The organism is Candidatus Pelagibacter bacterium nBUS_30 (genome assembly GCF_051201245.1).
Taxonomy (GTDB): domain Bacteria; phylum Pseudomonadota; class Alphaproteobacteria; order Pelagibacterales; family Pelagibacteraceae; genus Pelagibacter.
Genome location: NZ_CP172842.1, coordinates 1,275,760 through 1,300,047 on the forward strand (window position 1 = coordinate 1,275,760; position 24,288 = coordinate 1,300,047).

Here is a 24,288-nt window from a genome sequence, read left to right on the forward strand (position 1 = left end):
AATCATTTTAGTATAATGTTGCATTGTAATGCACGGGAAAGTAACTCAACTACAAAAATTATTTAGTAATAAAAAATATTCTGAAATAATTTCCATTATCGATAATGAAATTGATAATAAAGACCTCAATTCAGGTTTATTAAATTTATCTGGTGTTTGTAAACTACTATCAGGTAATTCAAAAGTTAATTTACGAAATTCAATTCAAGATTTTAGAAAAGCATATCTTAAAGAAAAAACCTCGATTAATGCCCTTGAAGCTTTAAAAAATTTTATTAATGCTTCAATGGATCTTTTTGATATTGAATTTAAATCTGACAACAATCTAGTGAATGAAAAAATTTTAGATGAAATTTTAGTTTATTTCGAGGAAAATAAATTTTTTTTTAAAAATAATGAAGATTATTGTAAAGCAATAATAAGAGTATTTAAACGTAGACTTGATATTGATAGTGTCATTTATTACTTAAATTTATTTTCCAATAAAAATAATCCAGACACAACATCCTCCTTAATTTATTTTAATTGTTTTAAAAAAGACTGGAAACAAGAAGATTTTTTTAAAATTTCTAAAAAGCTAGAAGAACAATTTATAACTTACCCGGGCACAAAATTATTTGACATAAAAATTAATAAAAAAAAAAAATTAACATTGCATTTTTTTCGGCTGATATAAGGGGCTCTCATTCAGTTACATATTTTTTAAAAACCTTATTATCTAATTATGATAAAGAGAAATTTAATATTCTTTTAATTTCAAATAACAAAATAGAGGACAAAACATTTGATTTTTTTAAAAAATTGGTCGACAAAACAATTAATATATTTGATAAAAACGACATTGAAGCAATAAATATCATTAGAGGCTATGAAATTGATATCATTTTTGATTTAATGGGTGTTACTTCGGATCATAGATTGGGATTGTTTAAAAATCGTTTAGCCCCAGTGCAAATTTCCTGGTGTGGTTATTGTAACACAACTGGATTAAACCAAATGGATTTTATTATTGCTGATCCCAACTTGGTTTATAAAAAAGAAATGAATTTATATTCAGAAAAAGTAGTTTTTTTACCCAATATTTGGAATTGTCATTCGGGCTTTAACTTTAAAAGAATCGAGAACCCTCCCCCATATTTGAAAAATAAATATATAACTTTTGGATCTTTTAATAATTTTAGAAAAATAAACGATGATGTTGTAAGTGTTTGGTCAGAAATTTTAAGAAAAATTCAAAATTCAAAACTAATTTTGAAAGCATCAGATAGTGCCTCAACTAAAATATTATTAAATAAATTTAAACAGCATGGTGTTTGTGACTCAATTGAATTTATTGCTTACAAAAAAAATTTTGAAGATCATATGAACTTATATCAAAAGATTGATGTTGCTTTAGATACTTTCCCGTATAATGGGGTTACAACTTCATTCGAAGCAATTTGGATGGGTGTACCTGTATTGACTATGAAAGGATATAATTTTAATTCAAGATGTGGAGAGTCGATTAACGCCAATATAGATTTAAATAATTTCATTGCTGTTAATGATAAAGATTATATTTTAAAAGCACTTAAGTTGTCTCAAAATTATGAATTATTATATGAAACAAGAAAAAAATTATTTGACCAAGCAATCTCAAGTCCTTTATTTGATAAAATAGATTTTAGAAAAAATTTTTTTGATTTAATTACAAATATTTATAAAAAAAAATACAATTAATATTTATGACAATATACGCTTTATCATCTGGACCAGGTATTTCTGGCGTTGCTATTATAAGAATTTCAGGTCAAGAAACCTCCAAAGCTATTAAGCTACTAACTGGCAAAAGTGTTCCAAAACCAAGGGTGGCAACGCTTAGAAAAATCAACAAAATCAACACTTCTGAGCTTATAGATGAAGGCATAATATTGTGGTTTCCTGGGCCTGAGAGCTACACAGGGGAGGATATGGCTGAAATACAGGTACATGGAAGCAAGGCTGTAATTGATGCTCTTCATTCCTCTATCTCAAATATTGAAAATTGTCGATTAGCAGAACCAGGTGAGTTTACAAAACTCGCATTTCAAAATGGAAAAATAAATTTACTTAAGGCAGAGAGTATCGCAGATTTAATTTCTTCTGAAACTGAAATTCAAAGACAGCAAGCAATAAAAATTATGAATGGCAAATCTTCTGACCAATTTAATTTTTTAAGAGAAAAACTTTTGAAAATATTATCTCATGTTGAAGCAAAAATAGATTTCCCAGACGAGGATTTGCCAAATGAGATTTTAAAAGGAATCAAAAAAAGTTCAGATGAAGTTTTAATCAACATTGAAAAAATTTTAGATGATAAAAAAATTGGAGAAAGAATTAGAGAAGGTTTTAAGATAGCAATCCTTGGACCTACTAATGCAGGTAAATCCAGTCTCCTAAATCATTTATCTAATAGAGATGTTGCAATAGTTTCAGAGATTGCAGGAACAACAAGAGATGTAATTGAAACACATCTTAATATAGATGGTTATCCGGTAATTGTTTCTGACACTGCTGGAATAAGAGAGTCTAAAAACGAAATTGAAAAGAAAGGTATTAAATTATCCTTAAATAGAGCAGAAGAAGCTGATTTGAAGTTGGTAGTTGTTGATTCCAAAAATCTTGATTTTACTGATGTTTTGAAGGGTTTATTGGATGAAAACGCAATTTTAGTAGTAAATAAATCAGATCTTTTGAAAGGAGATATTGACCCTGAGATTAAAAAATTAAATCATGTATTAATTTCAATTAAAGAAAATTCAAACATTGATGAATTAATTTTAAAAATAAAAAATAATTTAAAAAATAAATTTATAACAAGTGATGATATTTTAATTACTAGAGAACGACATAGACAACATCTGGAACAGTGTTTAGAGCATCTTAAAAATTTTAATAAAAAAAATGAAGTTGCGGACTTTGACAAAGCTGCAGAAGATTTAAGATTAGCTACAAGACACTTAGGTATGATTGTTGGAAAAGTTGATGTTGAGGAGATATTAGATAGTATTTTCAACGATTTCTGTATAGGCAAATAATAGTCTGTTTTCCTTGTTTTTAAGCCTTTTTTTACCAAAAAACGCTGATATTTGAAGCTTATTTAAGCAAAACTATACACATCTTGTAAATATAATAATCAGTTATAAATTTAGTTTATGAAAAATGATTTATTTTTCGATGTTGTAGTAATAGGTGGTGGCCATGCAGGATGTGAGGCAGCCGCAGCTTCTGCACGACTAGGAGTTAACACTGCCCTATTCACTCATAAGATAGAAACTATTGGAGAGATGTCTTGTAACCCAGCAATTGGTGGTTTGGGTAAAGGACATTTAGTACGAGAGATAGATGCCCTTGATGGTGTTATGGGTGAGGTTGCAGACAAATCAGGTATTCAATTTAGATTATTAAATAGAAGTAGAGGCCCAGCAGTAAGAGGACCTAGAACTCAATCAGATAGATCATTATACCGTAAATATATGCAAGAAAAACTTGTAAATTACTGTAATTTAAGCATTTTTCCAGATCCAGTAGTAAAGTTTATTTTTAATAAAAATACAATAACTGGATTTGAAACTAAACAAGGCAAGAAAGTTTTATGTTCTAAGTTAATACTAACAACGGGCACTTTTTTAAATGGTTTGATACATATAGGTGATGAAAGAACACCAGCTGGAAGGTATGATGAGAAACCTTCAACAGGACTAACTGAACAATTAGAAAAATATAATTTTAAAATAGGAAGATTAAAAACAGGAACCCCTCCCCGACTTGACTCAAGAACAATTAATTATAAAAATTTAGAAGAACAGTTTGCAGATGAAGATCCTTATTTTTTTTCTTTCTTAACTAAAAAAAATATTAACAAACAAGTTTCATGTCGTATGACTTATACTAACGATAAGGTTCATAAAATTATTGAAAAAAATTTATCTAAGAGTGCTATGTACTCTGGTAGTATACAAGGTGTTGGACCTAGATACTGTCCATCTATAGAAGACAAGATTGTAAAATTTGCCGATAAAGGTCGACACCAGATATTTTTAGAGCCTGAGGGGCTTAATGACCATACAATTTACCCTAATGGCATCTCTACATCACTTCCAGCGGACGTTCAGCAAGAAATATGTAATAATATCAATGGTTTAGAAAATGTCTTAATTATAAGACCGGGATATGCGATAGAATATGACTATATAGATCCAAGAGAACTGTTTTTAACACTTGAGACCAAGAAGATTAGTAACCTTTACCTTGCTGGACAGATTAATGGCACAACAGGATATGAAGAAGCTGCAGCTCAGGGTCTTATAGCCGGGATAAATGCCGCTCTATCTATTAAAAAATTAGAACCTTTCATACTCGATAGATCAGATGCTTACATAGGAGTAATGATTGATGATTTAGTGACCAAAGGTGTGGCTGAACCATATAGAATGTTTACATCAAGAGCAGAATATCGGTTAAGCCTTAGATCTGATAATGCCGATCAAAGGCTCACTAACAAAGGTATTTCTATAGGTTTAATTGGAGAGAATAGAAAAAATTTATATGAGGAAAAACATAAAAAAATAGATAACATTGTGAGAAAAATGGATAAATCAACTATTTCTCCATCAAAAGCTGAAGATTTTGGTATTAAAATAGCTAAAGATGGTGTTTTAAGGTCTTCGAATGAAATATTGAGCCAAATAGGGGTTGATATGAAAAAAATTAGAGAAATATGGTCTGAAATCCCCTATTTTGATAAAGAGATAGATGAACAAATAGAGATTAATGCTCATTATAGAGGGTATTTGAAGAAACAAAAAGCTGATATTTTAGCTTTCAAAAGAGATGAAAATTTGATGATACCAGAACAAATTAACTACGATAGACTTTCAGGTCTATCAAACGAAGTTAAAGCTAAATTTAAAGAGATTAAACCCAAAACGATGGGTCAAGCTCTCAGAATTGATGGAATTACTCCAGCAGCAGTATATATTTTGTTGTCACATGTCAAAAGAAAGTCTATTAAGCATATAGCTTAATGGAACAAGAAATTTTAGATACATATAATAAACTCAACAGCTTAAATGTTTCACGTGAAACATATTTAGATTTTGAGTCCTTTATTTCGATGATAATAGAAAAAAATAAAGAAATTAATATAATTAGTCAAGAAACAGCAAAAAATAGCATCATTAGGGACCGTCATATTATAGATTCAGCGCAAATAATTGATTTTATTGATTTAAATCAAAATACAACTTCAGATTTAGGATCTGGTGGTGGTATGCCAGGCATAATAATTGCAATTATACTAAAAAATATAAAAAATAAAATGAAAGTTAATTTATATGAGAAAAGTCATCATAAAAGCGCTTTTTTAAAAGAAGTGTCTAAAAAGTTGGAATTAAAAACAGAAATAATACAAAAAAATGTTTTTGATTTAAAAAATATAGAAACTGGAACAATAATGTCTAGAGCATTTAAACCAATGCCAATTGTTTTGGATTTAGTTTATGAAAATTTTTCAAGTTATAAAAATTTAATTTTTTTTATGGGCAGGAATGGAAAAAATGTTTTTAAAGATTCTTTAAAGAATTGGGATCTTGAGTATGTAGAAAAAAAAAGTTTAACTAGTGAAGATTCATTTTTATTAAATATTAAAAATATTAAAAAAAAGATTACAAAAAATTAGATGCAAATTATTTCTGTGATTAATCAAAAGGGTGGGGTTGGAAAAACAACAACGGTGATTAATCTTGCAGCAGGTTTATCTCAACAAGGTAAAAAAATTCTAGTTATTGATTTAGATCCACAAGGAAACGCAACTACAGGTCTTGGTTTGTCCAACACAGATAACTCAACAGACACTGTTTATGGCGTTTTGAATGGATCAAAAGAAATTTTTGAAGTTATTAAAAAAACTGAATTTGAAAATCTAGATCTGATTAGTTCTAATGTAGACTTGTCTGGACTGGAAGTCGAAACTGCAGATGATGGAAATAGAGCATTCATCCTAAAGCTTAAATTAATGGCTTATTTAAAGGATTCTGGGTCATTATATGACTATATTTTGATTGATTGTCCACCATCACTGAGTTTATTAACAGTAATGGCATTAGTATCTTCACATTCACTTGTAGTTCCTCTTCAAACAGAATTCTTTGCACTCGAAGGACTTACGCAACTTATGAAAACAATTGAGAGAATTAAAGTTAGTTTGAACCCAGATTTAAAGATTAGAGGAATACTTTTAACAATGTATGACAAAAGAAATAAACTTTCATCACAAGTAGAAAAAGAGGCAAGAGATTATTTTAACGAAAAAGTTTACTCAACTGTAATTCCAAGAAATGTTAGATTGTCAGAAGCACCTTCTCACGGTATGCCAGTTTTAATTTATGATAAATCTTGTCCTGGAAGTAAGTCATATTTTAGCTTTACAGATGAATTTATGAATCAAGAAATAATTACAGGGAGTGCTGCATAATGGATTCAAATAAAATAAAAAAAGGATTAGGAAGGGGCCTGTCATCATTAATTGGAGAAACAAAATTAGAGACTCAAAAAAATCAATTATCAATTAGTGACTTAATACCTAATAAATATCAACCTAGAAAAATTTTTGATGAAACTAACTTAAATGATCTCACAAATTCAATTAAAGAAAGAGGTATTTTACAACCAATCATTGTTAGAAAATCTAATGATGACAGATCTAAGTACGAAATAATTGCTGGAGAGAGAAGGTGGCTTGCAGCACAAAGAGCGGGTCTTCATAATGTACCAGTGGTTATAACAGAGGCTGATGATTTAAAATCTTTGGAATTTGCCATTGTTGAAAATGTTCAAAGACACGATTTAAATCCATTAGAAGAAGCACAGGGTTACAAAAGATTGATTGATGAATTTTCTTATGATCAGGAAAAAGTTTCTAAATTTATAGGAAAAAGCAGAAGTCATATAACTAACTCTTTAAGACTTTTAACACTTCCTAACGATATAATAAAATTGATAGAAGCTCAAAAATTAACTGCAGGCCATGCGAAGATATTAGTAGGCTTAGAAAATGCTAATTATATAGCTAATAAAATTATTGATAAAAAACTATCAGTGAGACAAGCAGAGGCACTTGTAAAAATTTTCAAAAATAAGACAGGAAAATTTAAAAAGCCAAAAGATTCAAATATTAAAAATTTAGAAATTTCAATTTCTAATAAAATTGGTCTTACAGTTGCTATACAAAATGATAGAAAAAATAAAGGTAAAATTTATTTCGAGTATAAAGATTTAGATCAGCTTAATAAAATTATTGATATTATCAAAACTCATTATTAACATCTAAAGATACCAAGTTTAAAATGAAATCTGACATAATGTTAACTGAATTGTTGGAATTTTTTTTTACTAAAATTTCCATTTCATTTACATTATAAATTAATTTAATTATTTCTTTTGGGGTCCATTTTATAATTTGTTGTTTTATCAATTCCTTGTCTTTCCAAAATATAGGAGGTTTCGCGTTAGAAATCGTTTTGTTTATATCTTTGTTTTCTTTAAATTCTTTTGATAATTTGAGTATTTTTTTTAGTTTATTTAATAATGTTCTAGTAAAAATAATACAATCTTCATTTGAAAAGTTATTTTCATTTAAAATTCCTATTGTTTTTTTTTTATTTTTAGCCAAGCAATTATCTATTAGTTCTGAAATACTATAGTTTTCAATTAAGTTAATTAATTTTAATAAGTTTTCAGATGATAGTTTTTTTTTATTAAGACAAAAAAATTTTATTTTTTGCATTTCATTTTTCAATACACCACGATCACTATTACATTTATTAATAATCAAATTTATATGAGACTGTGACATTGTAATATTATTTTGTCTTAAAAAATTATTAGTAAATCTTGATAATATTTCTGGTGTATCAGGGTAAAATGCTACACATGTCAATTTTTTATCTTTCTCAAATAAAGATCTTAATTTAGATTTTTTATCGAGAATATTTGAATTGATTATGATTGATATATCAGAAAGATCTTTATTTAATAAATTTTCAATCGTATTTAATATTTTTTCTGTTGCTCTATTAATAATTATAATTTTTTTATCATCAAATAATGATTTAGATAATATCTCATTATATAATATTTCTTGATTATCTAAAATTTGTTTTTCATCATATGTGTTTATTGTTATGTTATTATTAATTTCTAATAGTTTTGAAATTTCTTCTTCTTTTGCACCTTCATTTTGCCCATAAAACAATACTAAATTATTTTTTTCTAAATCTAATTTTTTAATTTCATATGATTTTAAAATCATTTTTGACTGAGCAATTCTAGATTCAGTTTTCTTGCTATTGAAACTGCAAAGTTTTTTCTAATTATATTCTCATAATTTTTTTGTTCAAAAATATCTGATGTATTATTTAAATTTTGCTTATCCTCAAAAGAAATTTTTTTGGTGATTTTGTCATTTTCTATTACAAATCGTGTTAAAACAGTAACTTGGTAATCTGATGCGTTACCCTTGCTATCTCTTGAAATAACTATTTTATTATAAGATGTATTAATTTTTAAATTGATAATTTTTTTTGCATCTGAATTAGATATTTTTTTAAGTTCAGAACTTAATAAATTGTTAATTAATTTATCACCATTTTTTTCAATTATATTTATTGAATAATTAATTTTATTTTCATTATTGATTATCGGTGTAAATCCACAATTAGCTGTAAACACAATTATAAAAATAAAAAAAATTCTTTTAATCATTTAAATTATAATATTCATTAATTTATTTTTAATATAAATTACTCTTTTTATACTATCTTTATTAAAATATTTATTGAGAGTTTCATCTTTATTGATTATTTCCAATATATTTTCTTTTGATATATTTATTTCTGTTTGGATTAGCCCTCTTTTTTTACCATTTATCTGAATAACTATTTTTGCAGTATCTTCTTTCAATATTGACTCATCATACTTAGGCCATCCAATTTTTTTACTCTCCATTAAACTTAAGCATTCATTTGAAAAATGAGGAATAATTGGTGAAATTGCAGTTAAGATTTTTTGATAGTTTTCAAACAATGTATCTTTCTTGTAGTTTTGATTAATCTGTTTGAATATAAATGAATACATTTCATGTAAATTAGCTACAATTTTATTATAATTAAATTCTTCAAGATTATTAGTTATGGTTTTTAAAAATTTGTTTGTATATTTCTGAATTTCATCATTTGTATCTAATGCATGATTTTTTTTTATTTCTTCAGAAATTTTTGAATTTAAATTCCATAATTTTTGTATAAATTTATATGATGATACAATTCCCTCTTCTGACCACTGAACATCTTTTTCAGGAGGACTGTCAGATAATATAAAAAGTCTTGCTGCGTCTGCACCATAATTTTCAATAATATTTTCAGGATCTATAGTATTTTTTTTTGACTTAGACATAGACTCTGAAGGTCCAACTACAACTTGTGTAGATCTGTCCTTTTTAAGATACTTTTTGCCTTGTATAGTTTCTATCTCATCAGGACTAACCCAATTATTATTTGGATCTTTGTATGTTTCGTGACAAACCATACCTTGTGTAAATAGACCATTAAAGGGTTCTAAAATATTAAAATTTTCATTTTTATATGATAGTGCTTGCATAAAAAATCTTGAATATAGTAAATGCAAAATAGCGTGTTCAACACCGCCTATATACTGATCAACGGGCATCCAATAATTAACGTCCTCATTATCAAAACCATAGTCACTCTTTTTCGAAGAACAAAACCGTAAAAAATACCAGGAAGAGTCAACAAAAGTATCTAGCGTGTCAGTTTCTCGTATATATTCTTTGTCATCAATTTTAACATTTTTCCAATCATTGGCATTATCAAGAGGGTTACCTGTCGGACTAAGTTTTGAAATTTTAGGTAATTCAACTGGTAGCATTTCAACTGGAATTTTTTTTGGATTATTATTTTCATCATAAATAATTGGTATCGGACAACCCCAGTATCTTTGTCTTGAAATTCCCCAATCTTTTAATCTAAAATTAATTTTTTTTTCCCCTAAATCATTTTCTTCAAGATAATCAATGGTTTTTACAATAGAGTCTTCTGGGCATTTCAATCCATTTAAAAAAGATGAATTAAAAATATAACCAGGACCTGTGTATGCTACATCACTAACCTTAAATTGTGAATCTTCTAATTCCGGAGTAACAACAGGACTTACTTTTAAATTATATTTTTTTGCAAAATCAAGATCTCTTTGATCGTGTGCGGGACATCCAAAAACTGCACCTAGCCCGTAATCCATTAAAACAAAATTTGCAAAATAAACAGGGACTTTGATTTTGTCATCAAGTGGATTTATGGCAATTAATTCTGTTTTAAAACCTATTTTTTCTGCATTTGCGATAGATTCCTCTGTTGTACCAGTTGAGGAACATTTTTTTTTAAATTTAATAAATTCAGGATCACTTTCATAAAATTTTGCTAATGGGTGATCAACTGATAAAGCTAAAAATGATAATCCAAATAAAGTATCTGGTCTTGTGGTAAAACATTTTATTTCAGAAACATCTTTTGAATTATTTATTTTAAAAGAAATCTCACAACCAAAAGATTTACCTATCCAATTTTTTTGCATTATTTTAACTTTGTTAGGCCATTGACTTAGAGAATCTAAGTTTACCAATAGATCTTCAGAAAATTTTTTAATATTAAAGAACCATTGATTTAATTTTTTTCTCTCAACAATTGCCCCAGAGCGCCATCCTTTGCCATCAATTACTTGTTCATTGGCAAGAACAGTTTGATCTATTGGGTCCCAATTAACATACTCCTCTTTTCTATAAACCAAACCTTTGTCGTATAATTCTAAAAAAAATTTTTGCTGATGCTTGTAATAATCTGGTGAACAGGTCGAAATTTCTCTTTCCCAATCTATTGAAAGACCAAGTTTTTTCAATTGTGATTTCATTTTTGCAATGTTTGACTCAGTCCAAGTTTTCGGGTCTAAATTATTCTGTCTAGCAGCATTTTCAGCTGGCATACCAAAGGAATCCCAACCCATTGGATGAAGAACATTAAAGCCTTGTAAAGCCTTATATCTAGCTAGCACATCACCAATGGTATAATTTCTTACGTGTCCCATGTGAATTTTTCCTGAAGGATATGGAAACATTTCCAAACAATAAAATTTTTTTTTATTTTTGTCTAATTTAGCAGAAAATGTTTTCTCCTTTTCCCAAAAGCTTTGCCATTTAGATTCAATTTCTTTAAAGTTATATCTTTCCACGAAATTTAATTTTTTGTTTATGAATTTTAGGTTTCAAAAAAAGTTTATTGTATTAATTATCTTCTTCTTCCTTTTTCTTAGCTTTGTAAATAGCTGCTTTCTTTAAAATTTGTTTTTTTAATTCGGTCACTAGAACTTTTTCAGTTTGTACAATTTTACAATTCATTAAGTTTTTTTCACAGATTTTTGTAAAAACTTTTATATCTAGGGCATCCGACCTCACTTCGTTTGTAAGAAATCTTATAGAAATTTTAATACTTTCATTTAAATTCTTATCATCTGAATACCAATCAGTTATAATAATACCTCCACTATAATTTACAGAAGCAAGAGGCATAAAATCAATTATATCAAGAGATGCTCTCCATAATTCATTAGAGCTCGCAAATTCAAAAGTTCCTCCCTTATTAAGATTTTGGAGTGAGCCATTAATTGTAAACCCACGACCTTCTTTGATATTTTGCTTAACTCTTTTTTTTGGATCGTCTGGAAATTTTCTGGCATCACCTCCTGGTAATTTGCCATTACATCCAACTAAAAAAAAAGAGATTAATGGTAATAAAATGATTAATTTAAGGTATTTAATTGAATTCATTTTGATATCTTAAAAATTAATAGCTTATACAACATATTTTTTAAATACCTAAAATATAAGTAAAATCACAAAAAAAGTGATGCAAAAATGCAACACCTACAGAATTATTTAACAAAAACCATGAATATTACGCATAATATTATATTTCGACTGATATACAGTCGATGTTTATTATTAATAATTAACATTAATTTAAAAGGAGTAATTAATATGAACACATTTAAAAAAATAGGTTTAACTGCTTTAGCTGGTTCGCTAGTAGTTACATCTGCTTACGCTGGTGCTGTTTCAGTAGCTGGTGGCGCTTCAATGGGCGTTAAAAATAACAAAGGTAACCAAGGTAAATCTTGGACTATGGGTAACCAGTTAACTTTCACAGGTGCTGGTGAATTAGATAATGGTATGAATGTATCAATATCTTTCGTATTAGACCAAGCCGATGATAGTACTACTACTGGTACTGGTCACAATGCAACTTCTCCATTTGACAGTCACTCAGTAACTGTATCTTCAGATGCTATGGGTTCTTTAACTATGCATGGTGAAGGTGGAGCTTCTGCACAAGCTGCTTTAGATACTACAGCTGGTGGTGACCTATGGGATAACGGATTTGGATTCACAACTCCAGAAGCATCTGCTGGTGCTGGTGGTATGTTAGTATACACACTTCCTTCAGTAATGGACGATCTAACACTTAAAGCTTCATACACAGCTGGTGGTGCGGGTAAAGGGTCAGCAATGGCTTACTCAGTATCATACGCTGGTGTTGAAGGTTTAACATTAGATTACGGTATGGGTGAAACTGAAACTGTAGCAGCAACTGCTGATACTACAACTATCAGAGCTTCATACGCTTACGGATCATTCACAGGTACATACGTTGTAACTGACCATGATGATATTGCAGCTAGTAATGATGAAGAAGTTACTTCATGGAAATTATCATACACTGTGAACGATGATATTTCAGTATCATACTCACAAGAAACTCATGATGATGAAGGAACTGCTATTGACGAAGAAGTTGATAGTGTTAACGTTTCTTACACATCAGGTGGTATGACTTTATCAGCAGCTCAAATCAATGCTGATAACGTAGGAAACACAAATGACGCAAGTGCAGACAAAGAAAGATGGACTGTATCTGCTTCATTTGCATTCTAATTTAATTTAGATTGAAATTATAAAAGGGCCCCTTTTTAGGGGCCTTTTTTTTATTCAAAATAAGATATTCCTGCAAATTCAAAATTTTTAATAAGCCTAAGAATTTTCAAATTTTTTTTTGAAACACCACCAAGAATAACAACTTTCTTCTTTGTCAAATTAGAGAGTAATTTAAATCTATTTATACCTAAATAATTCTTATTTTTTTTAAATAAAGACGATAAAAAAATTTTATCAACTTTTTGTGTTTCTTTAGTTTTTATTTCTTTGAGATTGTGTGCAGAGCCAATAATTTTAAATTTCTTTTTATAAGAATAATTAAGGTGGCTTAAATTGTTATTAAAAGAGGGAATATAGGCTCCATCTAAATTTAACTTAGTTGCTAGTTTAATATTATTTGATAAATAAAATTTAATATTTCTTTTTTTACAATATTTTTTTAATTTTATAATTTCGTTTACATTAACTACTTTAGATAAATAATTTCTATAAATAATAATTGTTTGCTTGTCTTGTTTGTCAATATTGTTTGTATCGAATTTATTTATGAAGTAATATTTAGTTTTTAAATAGTTATGCATAGTACAATTCAAAATTTAATTGATATAGAAGATAAAATTAAATCTAATTTAGCTGTTTTAGCAATTAATAAATTACCAAAAATTATTGGAGTATCCAAGACTTTTAAGATGAATCAAATTTTACCACTGATTAATCATGGACATATTGATTTTGGAGAAAACAAAGTTCAAGAAGCAATTGAAAAATGGACTAAAGTTAAGGTAAATAATCCAAATATTAAATTACATATGATTGGAAAATTACAAACCAATAAAGTTAAATATGCTGTTAAAATATTTGATTACATACACTCAGTTGACAGTGAAAAACTTGCAAAAAAAATATCTGATGAGCAAATAAAAATAAACAAACATATTAAAATTTTTATCCAAGTTAATATAGGTGATGAAAATCAAAAATCAGGTGTTGCTATAAATCAGCTGAAAAAATTAGTTTCTTATTGTAAAGAAATTAATTTAAAGATTTTAGGATTAATGTGTATTCCTCCATTAGATGTTAATTCTTCAACTTATTTTAAAAAAATGTCTTTATTAAATAAAGATTTTAATTTCTCAGAATTAAGCATGGGTATGTCGTCAGATTATATGCAAGCATCAGAAAACTCAGCAACTTTTTTAAGAATTGGTTCTAGTATCTTTGGATCTAGATCTTAAAATATTTTTATTTTAGTATTCCTTTTGATCAACTTTAACACTATTAAAAAATCTTTTTTTCTCAATCCTATACATCCTGCTGTAGGTTTGTAATTTTTTGTTAAATGGATAAAAATACAACTACCTAAACCAGTAACAGGTTTAATGAAATTATATTTGATGGGAATAAGTAAATCATATTTCTTATCTCTTCTTTGGAGTTTTTCATGCTTCACTTTATTTTTAGTGTTAACAAGCCTATTATATTTTTTTGGATAATTGACATCGTCACACCAACCCATATTTTTTTTAATTTCAATACATTTTAAGGATGTTTCGGGTTTTTTGCATCTATCTTTTCTATAGTATAAGTGCTGTATACCAAAAGTTCCCTTAGGTGTTTTGTGATCTCCCTCAAGCTTTTTTTTTGAAATTCCATTTTTCCCCACACAACATTTAAGATAATAGCCATCAATTTGAAGAGTATGTTTATTTTTCAAAAAAAGTGTCATATCTTTATATTATATGAATAGTCAATATTTATTTATTTATCAGTTTAAAAATTTATATCAAATTCTTAAAGAAATTGATCAAAATTTAAATTTTGAAATTAAGAATATTCCTAATGAAAAAAATTTAAATAATGAAATTAATGATCTAAAAAGTTATCTAGTAATAACTAAAAATGAAATACCTAATATCAAAAATCAATTCGTTTTAGGTCAATTACCAATAAAAATTTCTAAATTAATAGAAAAATTAAATGTCGAATTTTTGAAATATCAATTTAATGATCAATCCCAGATTATTATTGGTGACTATAATATCAATCTTAATTCTAGAGAGATGATATTAGGTAATGCAAAACTTAAACTTACTGAGAAAGAGGTTAACACAATACTTTACATATCGAAAATGAGCAAATCTGTAAGCATTGATGAGCTTCAAACTAATGTGTGGGGATATCAATCAGATATAGAAACCCATACAGTTGAAACTCATATTTATAGACTCAGAAAAAAAATCTCTAAATTTTTTGAAGATAAAAATTTTATAATTAGTAAAAACAATGGCTACGAAATTAGGTAAAAAAAATCCTATAATTAAACAACTTTATTCAAAAAAGTTTAAGCCTAAAATTGTAAAACCAAAAAAGGGCAAAGGCAGCTATAAACGAATAAAAAAGTCTTAAATTCTTGCTCCAACTTTTTGAATAATCTTTGATGATAGTTCTGTCCCTTTAATTAAACTTTCTTGGATACTTATTTTATTGATTACTCCATGTAAGTATCCTGCTGCAAATAAGTCTCCAGCACCAGTAAGATCAGTTATTTTTAAATTTTTTTCTGCGGGACATTCAAAAATTTCATTGCCTTTTATTGATATAGCTCCTTTTTCGCCTCTAGTAATTATAATATTTTTTTTTAAATTTTTTGAAAAAGAAATTGCTTCATCAAATGATGTGCTATTTATTAATGATAATATTTCTTGTTCATTAGCAAATACAATATCCAACTTATTCTCTACTAATTTTAGAAATCGACTCTTATGTCTTTCAACACAGAACACATCAGATAAAGACATAGCGGTTTTATTTGAATTAATTATTGCTTTATCAAATGCCTTTTTAGGCCCACCTTCATCCCATAGATAGCCTTCAAGGAAAGTTAATTCTGCACTTTTAACATCATTTTCGTTTATATCTGAGTCATTAATTTTGCCCGCTGTTCCAAGAAATGTACACATGGTTCTTTCTGAGTCGGGTGTAATTAAGATTAAACAACTACCCGTAGGAAAAGGTTCATCTTTTTTTGAATATAAGTAATTAACTTTTTCTTTTTTTAATCCATCTTCATATTTTTGACCAAGATCATCATTTTTAACTTTGCCAATAAAACCTACATCATTACCTAGTTGGGATAAGCCGACTATAGAATTTGCAACTGAACCACCTGATATAGTTTCCTCAATATTTAATAAAGAAATTAAATTTTTAAATTCTTCTTCGTCTATAAGTTTCATGGTGCTTTTAGTTAAAGAATTTTGAATAAGAAATTCTTCATCCACTCTACAAAGCACATCTACAATTGCATTACCAATTCCTAAAATTTTCATATTAAGCTTTTTTTGTTTTTAAAGGTTTTGTTCTGTTAGGATAACAAGAAGTGCATATTTTACAAGTTAAACCATAACAGTCTCTAGCCTTGCAAAACTCTCTTCCATAATAAATTATTTGGAGATGAAGTTTACTCCAAGTTTTTTTTGGAAATATTCTTTTCAAATCTTCTTCTGTTTGAATAACATTTTTTCCATTAGTTAAGCCCCATCTTTGTGCCAATCTATGAATATGAGTGTCGACCGCAAAAGCAGGATAGCCAAATCCTTGAGACATCACAACACTTGCCGTTTTATGACCTACGCCTGGTAATTTCTCAAGTTCTTCAAAAGTTTTTGGAACTTTGCCACCATGATTTTTTAAAAGTTGTTTAGACAGCAGGTAAATACTTCTTGCTTTGACTCTAAAGATGCCAATTTTATTAATTAATTTTTCTATTTTTCTTCTTCCTAATTTTACAAAATGTTCTGGCTTATTATATTTAGGATATATATCTTTTGTTACATTGTTAACATTTAGATCTGTACATTGAGCAGACAGAAGAACTGAAACCAAAAGTGTAAATATGTTTCTATGTTTTAATGGAATAGGTGTTTCTGGGTAAATTTTATTTAAAGTTTTTAATATGAGTTTTGATTTTTTTTTTTCATCCATTATGAAAAGTTTAATAAATCTCTCATAGAATACAGACCAGGCTTTTTATTCATTAACCATTTAGCTGCTGTTAAAGCTCCATCTGAATATAACGCTCTATCAAATGCCTCGTGATTAAGAGTGATTATTTCTTTTCCACTTGAAAATTTTACTTCATGTTCTCCAATAATTTTACCTTTTCTTATTGAATTAAAATTAATTTTTTCTCCATATGGAAATAATTTCTTATTTAAAAATTTCTTACCCATTAATTTTAAGAGCTCTTTATTTTTCCCATTTGCAATACCTTTTCCGAGCATCAAGGCAGTACCTGAGGGATAGTCTTTTTTGTGCTTATGGTGAACTTCATAAATTTTACTTAAATAATCATTTGTTAATGATTTTGATGTTATTTCAGTTAGATACATTAATAAATTTACACCGAGACTCATATTACCAGCTTTTAATATTGAAATTTTTTTTGAAAATTTTTTAATCATACCCTCTTCTTTTTGAGTAAAACCTGTTGTTCCAATTACAACTTTTTTTTTAAGTTTTGAGGCGATCTTTAATATTTCAAGTGTACATTTGGGGATAGTAAAATCTATTATTACATCAGTTTTTTTAAAAGCATCTTCTGTATTCAACTCAGGTTTAATTCCATTAAATTTTTTATTTATCAATCTATTTTCTGTCAGTGACTTAAGTGCAAAATTGTGATTAGTCTTAGATGATTTTATGAGCTGCTGACCCATTCTTCCCATGCAGCCAGTTATTCCTAAATTAATTTTCTTCATCAGAGAAATATTAACCTTTTTTATTGAATTAGTCTTTTAGTTTTTCCAGAAACTTTTTGCTTTTTGGAAGAATTTTTTAATGCTAGGATTTGATTTTTCATTTTCAATTTCTCTAAATTTTTCAAGTAATTCTTTTTGCTGTTTATTTAAAGACACAGGAATTTCAGTATTAACTTGTACATATAAATCTCCATAATCACCCCTCCTCATGAAAGGCATACCTTTGCCTTTTAATCTAAATTGTTTGCCACTTTGAGTACCATCAGGAATTTTAATTTTTGCCTTACCACCATCGATAGTTGGTATTTCAATTGTTGTACCAAGTGCTGCATCAGCTATAGATAAAGGAAATTCAAAGAATAAATTTTCATCAGATCTTTTAAATAAATCATGAGAATTAACATTTATAAACAGGTATAAGTCACCCGTTGCTCCACCCCTGTTTCCAGCTTCACCTTTACCTGCTAACCTAATTCTTGTTCCATCATCAACCCCTTTTGGTATTGTTACAGATATTTTTTTTGAAGTTTGCTTTTTACCTTGGCCGTTACAGTCACTACATGGATTAGTGATTTCCTCACCATTACCATTACATTGTGGACAAGTTTGCTGAACAGTAAAAAAACCTTGGTTAGATCTTATTTTTCCATTTCCTCCACAATAGGTACATCTATCAGGAGAATGTCCAGGTTTAGAGCCATTTCCTTTACATGTATTACATTTTTCAGTTGTAGAAAATTTTATATCTTGTTTTTTGCCTTCGTATGCTTCTTCAAGTGTAATTGATAAATCGTATCTTAAATCTGAACCTCTATTGTTTGAACTTCTATTACTTCTTGATCTTCCACCACCACCAAAATCTCCAAAAAAATCTTCAAAAATATCTGAAAAATCAGCTCCACCAAAACCACCACTTTGTCTGCCTCCACCATTTTCAAAAGCAGCATGTCCAAAATTATCGTAGTTTTGTTTTTTTTCACTATCTGAGAGAATACCGTAGGCCTCGCTAGCTTCTTTAAATTTATCTTCAGCAGCTTTATCATCAGGATTTTTATCAGGATGATATTTTACAGCGAGTTTTCTATAGGCTGATTTTAATTCATTGGCATTTGCATTTTTGCCAACACCCAAGACGTCATAAAAATCTCTTTTAGCCATAAGTTATTTTAAGATGATACTCGTTGATAAAGGTTTTAAGCGCTTTTTTCTTTGTCTTCTTCTTTATTCTCTTCTTTTACTTCCTCAAAATCTGCATCAACAACATTATCGTCTTTTTTTCCTTCATCATTATTGCTATCATTAGATGAATCAGGTTTTTTTTCTTGAGATTTATAAATAGCCTCACCTAATTTCATTGAAGCTTGGACTAAAGTTTCCGTTTTTTTCTTAATATCCTCGTTATCAGTACCTTTTAAAGCTTCTTTTAAGCTAGAAGACGCATCTTCAATTGCTTTTTTCTCAGCATCTGTGATTTTAGAACCATGTTCTTTGAGATTTTTTTCAGTTGAATGAACTAAGGTATCTGCTTGATTTCTAACATCTACAGATTCCCTTTTCTTTTTGTCCTCTTCCTTATTAGCTTCAGCATCTTTAACCATTTTTTCAATCTCATCTTCACTTAGTCCACCAGATGCCTGGATCTGAATTTTTTGTTCTTTACCAGTTCCTTTATCTTTTGCTGATACACTAACTATTCCGTTTGCATCTATATCGAAAGTCACTTCAATCTGTGGAACACCTCTTGGTGCAGGGGCTATGCCAACTAATTCAAAATTTCCTAACATTTTGTTATCAGTTGCCATCTCTCTTTCACCCTGCAGCACTCTAATAGAAACTGCTGGCTGATTATCTTCTGCAGTAGAAAATACTTGGCTTTTTTTTGTTGGTATTGTTGTATTTTTTTCAATTAATTTAGTTGATACACCGCCAAGTGTTTCAATTCCTAAAGAAAGTGGAGTAACGTCTAATAAGAGAACATCCTTTACATCACCTTGGAGTACACCTGCTTGAATAGCTGCACCCATTGCCACAACTTCGTCTGGATTAACACTTTTATTTGGATCTTTACCAAAAAAATTTTTAACTTCAGCTAATACTTTCGGCATTCTAGTCATACCACCAACCATTACAATTTCATCTATATCACTTGCTGAGATTCCAGCATCATTCAAAGCTGTTTTGCATGGAGGTAGGGTTCTTGCTATTAAATCTTCAACAAGAGCTTCCAATTTAGCTCTAGTCATTTTTAAATTAATATGTTTTGGACCAGTTTTGTCCGCAGTTATAAATGGCAAGTTTATATCTGTTTGTTCTGCTGATGAAAGTTCAATTTTTGCTTTTTCTGCAGCTTCTTTTAATCTTTGAAGTGCAAGTTTATCTGATGTTAAATCTATACCATTATCTTTTTTAAACTCTGCAGTTAAGTAATCGACAATTGTGTTGTCAAAGTCTTCGCCACCCAAAAAAGTATCTCCATTTGTAGATTTAACTTCAAATACACCATCTCCTAATTCAAGAATAGAAACATCAAATGTTCCTCCACCTAAGTCGTATACTGCAATTTTCTTATTTTGTTTTTTATCTAAACCGTATGCAAGTGATGCTGCAGTCGGTTCATTAATAATTCTTAAAACTTCTAGGCCCGCAATTTTACCAGCATCTTTTGTTGCTTGTCTTTGCGCATCATTAAAGTACGCAGGAACTGTTATTACTGCTTTAGTTACTTCTTGACCCAAATATTTCTCAGCTGTTTCCTTCATTTTTTGAAGAATGAAAGCAGATATCTGTGAAGGTGAATATTTTTCTCCCTTTGCTTCAATCCAAGCGTCACCTTTTTCAGAGTTAACTATTTTAAAAGGAGCTGCAGCTATATCTTTTTTTACTGTTGGGTCTTCAAAATTTCTTCCAATAAGTCTTTTAACAGCAAAAATTGTATTTTCAGGATTTGTTACAGCTTGTCTTTTTGCAGGTTGACCAACTAGTTTTTCTCCATCGTCCGTAAAAGCTACAACCGAAGGGGTTGTTCTTGCACCCTCTGCATTTTCCAATACTTTAGGTTGGCTTCCTTCCATAATTGATACACATGAGTTCGTTGTACCAAGATCTATTCCAATAATTTTGCTCATAATTTAAATTCTCTCTTTCATATATGTGTTATTATTAATTCTACAAGCTCAACAAATGTAATTATTTGTCTAAATTTTCTTTATTTTCCTCACTTTTGTCATCTTTATTTTCTGTCTTTTTAGATACACCAACTAAAGAAGGCCTTAGCAATCTGTCTTTTATCATAAAACCCTTTTGAACTTCTTGAACGATAGTCCCAGGTTCTTTTTGACCATCTTCAATTTCCATCATTGCTTGATGAAAATTTGGATCTAATTTTTTATTAAGACAATCAATTTGTTGAATATTATTTTTTGTAAATATAGAAATTAGATCTTTGTATATTACATCTAAGTGTTCTAGAATTTTTTTTAAAGCCTCAGAATCTTTAAGAGTTTCATCATTTTCTAAAATTAATTTTGAACGTGTTAAATTGTCAATTAGGTTCAAAGCTTCTTTTGCAAATGAAAAACCGCCGTAATCAAACGCATCTTCTTTTTCTTTTTCAAACCTTCTTCTTTGGTTTTCCATTTCAGCAAATGTTCTTGTTAATTTATCTTCCAGTTCTTTTATTTTATCTTCAGCTGATATTTCTTTTTCCTCTTCTGTTGAAACAGGTTTATCTTTTTCCTCATTTAACTGCTTCTCAGCCTCTCCATTTTTTATAGAAGTTTCATTTGCTTCATTCTCTTGATTAAAGTTTTCTTCTTTTTCCATGTGAGCATATATGGTAAGAAATTTAAAAATTGCTAGGTATTAATGAAAAAAATTTCAGATCTGCTTATAGGAACAAATAATAAGGGTAAATACAGAGAAATTAAGGATTTATTACCAAAATCTATAAAAACTTACTCGACAGCTAATTTTAAGCTTAAAAGTCCACTGGAAAATGGGTCAACTTTTATGGAAAATTCAATTATTAAATCTAAATATTTCTCTAAAAAAACCAAATTGGTGTGTTTAGCTGATGACTCAGGACTTGAAATTGATCTTCTGAACAAAAATCCAGGTATATATTCCGCTAGATGGGGTGGGAAAAAAGGTGATTTCAATAAAGCTATTAAAAGGGTTTATCGTGAGTTATTTAAAGCAGATAAAAAATGGCAACAAAAAAAAATAAAAGCTAGATTTGTATGTGCTTTATCAATTTTTTATTTAGATAAAAAAATTGTTTCTGCAATAGGGAAAGTTGAAGGTTATATTTCAAATGAACCAAAGGGAAATAATGGATTTGGTTATGATCCTATTTTTATACAAAAAAATAAGAAAAAAACTTTTTCTGAGATGGCCTCTGCACAAAAATATAAAATAGATCATCGTTCAATTGCATTTAAAAAAATTAAAAAATTTCTATAAGTTTTTTATTCTCCATTTTATAAAAATTTAACCTATGATTTATTTTATTATTTTTGATATCAAAAATACCTATTTTACCTTTAAATGAATTTTTCTTTTTAAATATTTTTTTTAGATCTGAAAGATCTGTTTTTAATGAAAGATAGTAAATAAGTCCTACAAGATCATAGCTTAATAAAGATAAATGGTTAGGATTTTCATTAAATTCATTAAAAAATTTTTTTTTATAATTATCAAAATTATTTTTATTTATTGAAGGGTAATATAATGGCTGGATATCTGTTTCATTTAACAAGCTTTCATCAAACCATTGATTTAATGTGATAAAATATTTATTTTTTGGTGATACATCTGTGTATAAAAGAGATGTTGTTACACTTTTTAAGCTTTCATTAAAATCTGCGATTACTACTGCATCAAAATTTAATCCACCCAAAGTGTATCTTTTTTCTAATTTTCTAATTTTTTTATCTTTATTAGGTTCATTTGAGTTTTTTAATCTATAAATTTCATCTTCTAAATTTTGTTTTCTAATTTTATAATTAGTAATTTTTTCTATTTGATTGGTTAACTTTGTTGGTTCGTTATCATATGTATATTCTTTATAAATTTTTATTTTTGAACTTTTTATTCCTTTTTTTATCTCAAATTCATAATTTTGCATTGGTGTTAAAAAAATAGTTTTTTTAATACTATTTTTTTCTAGAAATTTTTTTATTGTATTGAGTTGAGATGTAGAATTAATACCTGCTGAAATCACATTTTTTGGAAGATCTAGCGTTTTATTTGTTAGAGACAAAAATGTTAAATTTTTTATTTCACCTAAGTAAGGTAAACTTTTATGGAACACAGGGCCAATAACTATACTGACACCCATTTCTTTTAATTCAAATGCAGATTTAAGGGCTTGATTAGGTTTTGCAGCTGTATCTTTTGGTATAATTTCAATTAAGTTGCTATCAATATCTTTTACAGCCAATCTAACAGCATTAATTATTGATTGACCAATATCTTTATTTGCTCCAGACATTGGCACCAAAAGTCCAATTTTAATTTTATCTTCAGCTTTTGCTGTTTGTGAGAACAAAAAAAAACAACTTAGCAAAAGAAAAAAAATAATTTTAATAAATTTATTCATTTTGGTGATATTATAATATTTTTTAAGCTTAATTATGATCATAAAATCACAATCTGAAATAAAAACTAATGAAAGTGGTCTTTATATAGTTTCTACGCCCATTGGTAATTTAAAAGATGTTACTTATAGAGCTATTGAGACACTACAAAAATCTGATTTTATTTTATGTGAAGATACTAGAGTTTCAAAAAATTTATTAGATAGATATAAAATTAAATCTAAGTTGATTTCAAACCATAAATTTAATGAAAAAAAAAATATATCAAAAGTAATTGATCATCTAAAATTAGGCAAAACTATATCTTTAATTTCAGATGCTGGCACCCCAAGCATTTCTGATCCTGGTACAATTTTAATAAATGAATGTGTTGAAAATAAAATTAAAATCTTTTCTATACCAGGACCTTCTGCCGTTGCGAGTGCAATCTCTATGAGTGGATTTTCAGAAAAATTTTTTTTTTATGGCTTTCTTCCAGAAAAAAAAAAAATTTAATAAATGAATTTCAAAAATTATCAGCTCTTGGTAGCACAATAGTTTTTTTTATTTCTCCAAGAAAAATTAATAAAGTAATACCTGAAATAAAAATAAATTTTAGTGGAAGAAAAATAGTCTTTTGTAGAGAAATTTCAAAATTATACGAAGAATATATTAGAAAAAATGTTGATGACTTAGAGTTATTTTCAAAAGATTTAAAAGGTGAAATTACGGTTGTTATTTCTGAAAAAAATGAAGATGAAAATAATTCACAAAAACTTAATGAATCAGATAAAAGTATTATAATAAAAATGATCAATAATTTTAGCTTAAAAGAAATAACAAAATTTATTAATCAAAACAGAGATGTGTCAAAAAA

General features: G+C 28.1%; 27 protein-coding genes. 13 read left to right on the forward strand and 14 right to left on the reverse strand.

Translation table 11 applies throughout. The features are described 5' to 3' along the window. Positions 1–28: 28 nt before the first annotated feature. The 7 genes from ACIJYE_RS06975 to ACIJYE_RS07005 all read left to right on the forward strand — a co-directional run bounded on the left by ACIJYE_RS06975 (position 29) and on the right by ACIJYE_RS07005 (position 7,341). Entirely contained in the window at positions 29–676 is a 648-nt protein-coding gene (locus ACIJYE_RS06975) for a hypothetical protein (protein ID WP_435090229.1), read from the forward strand. Continuing rightward, entirely contained in the window at positions 673–1,719 is a 1,047-nt protein-coding gene (locus tag ACIJYE_RS06980; protein ID WP_435091277.1) for a hypothetical protein, read from the forward strand. Before ACIJYE_RS06975 ends, ACIJYE_RS06980 begins: the two co-directional genes overlap by 4 nt. Positions 1,720–1,724: 5 nt before the next feature. Then, complete coding sequence (gene mnmE, locus ACIJYE_RS06985) at positions 1,725–3,056, forward strand: tRNA uridine-5-carboxymethylaminomethyl(34) synthesis GTPase MnmE (protein WP_435090231.1); 1,332 nt, start codon at positions 1,725–1,727, stop codon at positions 3,054–3,056. Between the two features lie 117 nt (positions 3,057–3,173). Then, the gene (gene mnmG / locus ACIJYE_RS06990) at positions 3,174–5,045 is read left to right on the forward strand and encodes a tRNA uridine-5-carboxymethylaminomethyl(34) synthesis enzyme MnmG (RefSeq protein ID WP_435090232.1); all 1,872 of its coding nucleotides are present in this window, start codon (positions 3,174–3,176) and stop codon (positions 5,043–5,045) included. Beyond that, positions 5,045–5,698, forward strand: a complete 654-nt coding sequence (locus ACIJYE_RS06995) for an RsmG family class I SAM-dependent methyltransferase (RefSeq protein WP_435090233.1) — start codon at positions 5,045–5,047, stop codon at positions 5,696–5,698. Before mnmG ends, ACIJYE_RS06995 begins: the two co-directional genes overlap by 1 nt. Next, entirely contained in the window at positions 5,699–6,493 is a 795-nt protein-coding gene (locus ACIJYE_RS07000) for a ParA family protein (RefSeq protein ID WP_435090234.1), read from the forward strand. It begins immediately after the preceding gene. Next, positions 6,493–7,341 carry a ParB/RepB/Spo0J family partition protein gene (locus ACIJYE_RS07005; RefSeq protein WP_435090236.1) on the forward strand — a complete coding sequence of 283 codons (849 nt, stop codon included), beginning with the start codon at positions 6,493–6,495 and terminating at the stop codon, positions 7,339–7,341. Before ACIJYE_RS07000 ends, ACIJYE_RS07005 begins: the two co-directional genes overlap by 1 nt. On the opposite strand, the gene holA is transcribed toward ACIJYE_RS07005, so the two are convergent. From holA to ACIJYE_RS07025, 4 genes are read right to left on the reverse strand one after another with little or no spacing between them, the layout of a single operon-like run. Continuing rightward, positions 7,325–8,329, reverse strand: a complete 1,005-nt coding sequence (gene holA / locus ACIJYE_RS07010; protein ID WP_435090238.1) for a DNA polymerase III subunit delta — start codon at positions 8,327–8,329, stop codon at positions 7,325–7,327. The two genes, ACIJYE_RS07005 and holA, sit on opposite strands and share 17 nt — an antisense overlap. After that, positions 8,326–8,781 (reverse strand): hypothetical protein, encoded by a 456-nt coding sequence (locus ACIJYE_RS07015; RefSeq protein WP_435090240.1) that lies wholly within the window; start codon positions 8,779–8,781, stop codon positions 8,326–8,328. Before ACIJYE_RS07015 ends, holA begins: the two co-directional genes overlap by 4 nt. After that, positions 8,782–11,316, reverse strand: a complete 2,535-nt coding sequence (leuS, locus tag ACIJYE_RS07020) for a leucine--tRNA ligase (RefSeq protein ID WP_435090241.1) — start codon at positions 11,314–11,316, stop codon at positions 8,782–8,784. Between the two features lie 52 nt (positions 11,317–11,368). Continuing rightward, entirely contained in the window at positions 11,369–11,911 is a 543-nt protein-coding gene (locus ACIJYE_RS07025) for a DUF3576 domain-containing protein (RefSeq protein WP_435090243.1), read from the reverse strand. A gap of 210 nt (positions 11,912–12,121) precedes the next feature. On the opposite strand from ACIJYE_RS07025, the gene ACIJYE_RS07030 reads away from it, so the two are divergent. Then, positions 12,122–13,075 carry a porin gene (locus ACIJYE_RS07030; RefSeq protein ID WP_435090244.1) on the forward strand — a complete coding sequence of 318 codons (954 nt, stop codon included), beginning with the start codon at positions 12,122–12,124 and terminating at the stop codon, positions 13,073–13,075. Positions 13,076–13,125: 50 nt separating this feature from the next. Here the strand turns inward: ACIJYE_RS07030 and ACIJYE_RS07035 are convergent, their stop codons facing one another. Beyond that, entirely contained in the window at positions 13,126–13,656 is a 531-nt protein-coding gene (locus ACIJYE_RS07035) for a thiamine phosphate synthase (protein ID WP_435090245.1), read from the reverse strand. Between ACIJYE_RS07035 and ACIJYE_RS07040 the strand changes: the two genes are divergently transcribed. Next, positions 13,651–14,310 (forward strand): YggS family pyridoxal phosphate-dependent enzyme, encoded by a 660-nt coding sequence (locus tag ACIJYE_RS07040; RefSeq protein WP_435090246.1) that lies wholly within the window; start codon positions 13,651–13,653, stop codon positions 14,308–14,310. The two genes, ACIJYE_RS07035 and ACIJYE_RS07040, sit on opposite strands and share 6 nt — an antisense overlap. Here the strand turns inward: ACIJYE_RS07040 and ACIJYE_RS07045 are convergent. Then, the gene (locus ACIJYE_RS07045) at positions 14,307–14,801 is read right to left on the reverse strand and encodes a L,D-transpeptidase family protein (RefSeq protein WP_435090248.1); all 495 of its coding nucleotides are present in this window, start codon (positions 14,799–14,801) and stop codon (positions 14,307–14,309) included. The genes ACIJYE_RS07040 and ACIJYE_RS07045 overlap by 4 nt on opposite strands. Before the next feature lie 13 nt (positions 14,802–14,814). Here ACIJYE_RS07045 and ACIJYE_RS07050 point away from each other — a divergent pair, with 13 nt between their 5' ends. Next, positions 14,815–15,378, forward strand: coding sequence for a winged helix-turn-helix domain-containing protein (locus ACIJYE_RS07050; protein WP_435090249.1), 564 nt, complete (start codon positions 14,815–14,817; stop codon positions 15,376–15,378). Beyond that, positions 15,359–15,481: an alternative ribosome rescue factor ArfA gene (gene arfA, locus ACIJYE_RS07055; protein ID WP_435090250.1), complete on the forward strand. Its 123-nt coding sequence runs from the start codon at positions 15,359–15,361 to the stop codon at positions 15,479–15,481. Before ACIJYE_RS07050 ends, arfA begins: the two co-directional genes overlap by 20 nt. Here the strand turns inward: arfA and ACIJYE_RS07060 are convergent. The 6 genes from ACIJYE_RS07060 to ACIJYE_RS07085 form a co-directional block, all read right to left on the reverse strand. Continuing rightward, positions 15,478–16,404 carry an adenosine kinase gene (locus tag ACIJYE_RS07060; RefSeq protein WP_435090251.1) on the reverse strand — a complete coding sequence of 309 codons (927 nt, stop codon included), beginning with the start codon at positions 16,402–16,404 and terminating at the stop codon, positions 15,478–15,480. The two genes, arfA and ACIJYE_RS07060, sit on opposite strands and share 4 nt — an antisense overlap. Position 16,405: 1 nt before the next feature. Further along, positions 16,406–17,059, reverse strand: coding sequence for an endonuclease III (gene nth, locus ACIJYE_RS07065; RefSeq protein ID WP_435090252.1), 654 nt, complete (start codon positions 17,057–17,059; stop codon positions 16,406–16,408). Next, positions 17,059–17,835 (reverse strand): 4-hydroxy-tetrahydrodipicolinate reductase, encoded by a 777-nt coding sequence (gene dapB / locus ACIJYE_RS07070; RefSeq protein WP_435090253.1) that lies wholly within the window; start codon positions 17,833–17,835, stop codon positions 17,059–17,061. The genes nth and dapB overlap by 1 nt, the downstream gene beginning before the upstream one ends. Positions 17,836–17,871: 36 nt before the next feature. Then, positions 17,872–18,993, reverse strand: coding sequence for a molecular chaperone DnaJ (dnaJ, locus tag ACIJYE_RS07075; RefSeq protein WP_435090254.1), 1,122 nt, complete (start codon positions 18,991–18,993; stop codon positions 17,872–17,874). Between the two features lie 35 nt (positions 18,994–19,028). Beyond that, the gene (dnaK, locus tag ACIJYE_RS07080) at positions 19,029–20,960 is read right to left on the reverse strand and encodes a molecular chaperone DnaK (RefSeq protein WP_435090256.1); all 1,932 of its coding nucleotides are present in this window, start codon (positions 20,958–20,960) and stop codon (positions 19,029–19,031) included. 61 nt (positions 20,961–21,021) lie between these two features. Further along, the gene (locus ACIJYE_RS07085; RefSeq protein WP_435090257.1) at positions 21,022–21,657 is read right to left on the reverse strand and encodes a nucleotide exchange factor GrpE; all 636 of its coding nucleotides are present in this window, start codon (positions 21,655–21,657) and stop codon (positions 21,022–21,024) included. Positions 21,658–21,699: 42 nt separating this feature from the next. On the opposite strand from ACIJYE_RS07085, the gene rdgB reads away from it, so the two are divergent. Next, positions 21,700–22,296, forward strand: a complete 597-nt coding sequence (gene rdgB, locus ACIJYE_RS07090) for an RdgB/HAM1 family non-canonical purine NTP pyrophosphatase (protein ID WP_435090259.1) — start codon at positions 21,700–21,702, stop codon at positions 22,294–22,296. Here rdgB and ACIJYE_RS07095 read toward each other — a convergent pair. After that, on the reverse strand, positions 22,280–23,434 hold the full coding sequence (locus tag ACIJYE_RS07095) for an ABC transporter substrate-binding protein (RefSeq protein ID WP_435090261.1): 1,155 nt from the start codon (positions 23,432–23,434) through the stop codon (positions 22,280–22,282). The two genes, rdgB and ACIJYE_RS07095, sit on opposite strands and share 17 nt — an antisense overlap. Positions 23,435–23,468: 34 nt before the next feature. Here ACIJYE_RS07095 and rsmI point away from each other — a divergent pair, with 34 nt between their 5' ends. Beyond that, entirely contained in the window at positions 23,469–23,927 is a 459-nt protein-coding gene (gene rsmI, locus ACIJYE_RS07100) for a 16S rRNA (cytidine(1402)-2'-O)-methyltransferase (RefSeq protein WP_435090263.1), read from the forward strand. 10 nt (positions 23,928–23,937) lie between these two features. Here rsmI and ACIJYE_RS07105 read toward each other — a convergent pair whose 3' ends face one another. After that, positions 23,938–24,228: a hypothetical protein gene (locus ACIJYE_RS07105; RefSeq protein ID WP_435090264.1), complete on the reverse strand. Its 291-nt coding sequence runs from the start codon at positions 24,226–24,228 to the stop codon at positions 23,938–23,940. Positions 24,229–24,288 lie beyond the last annotated feature (60 nt).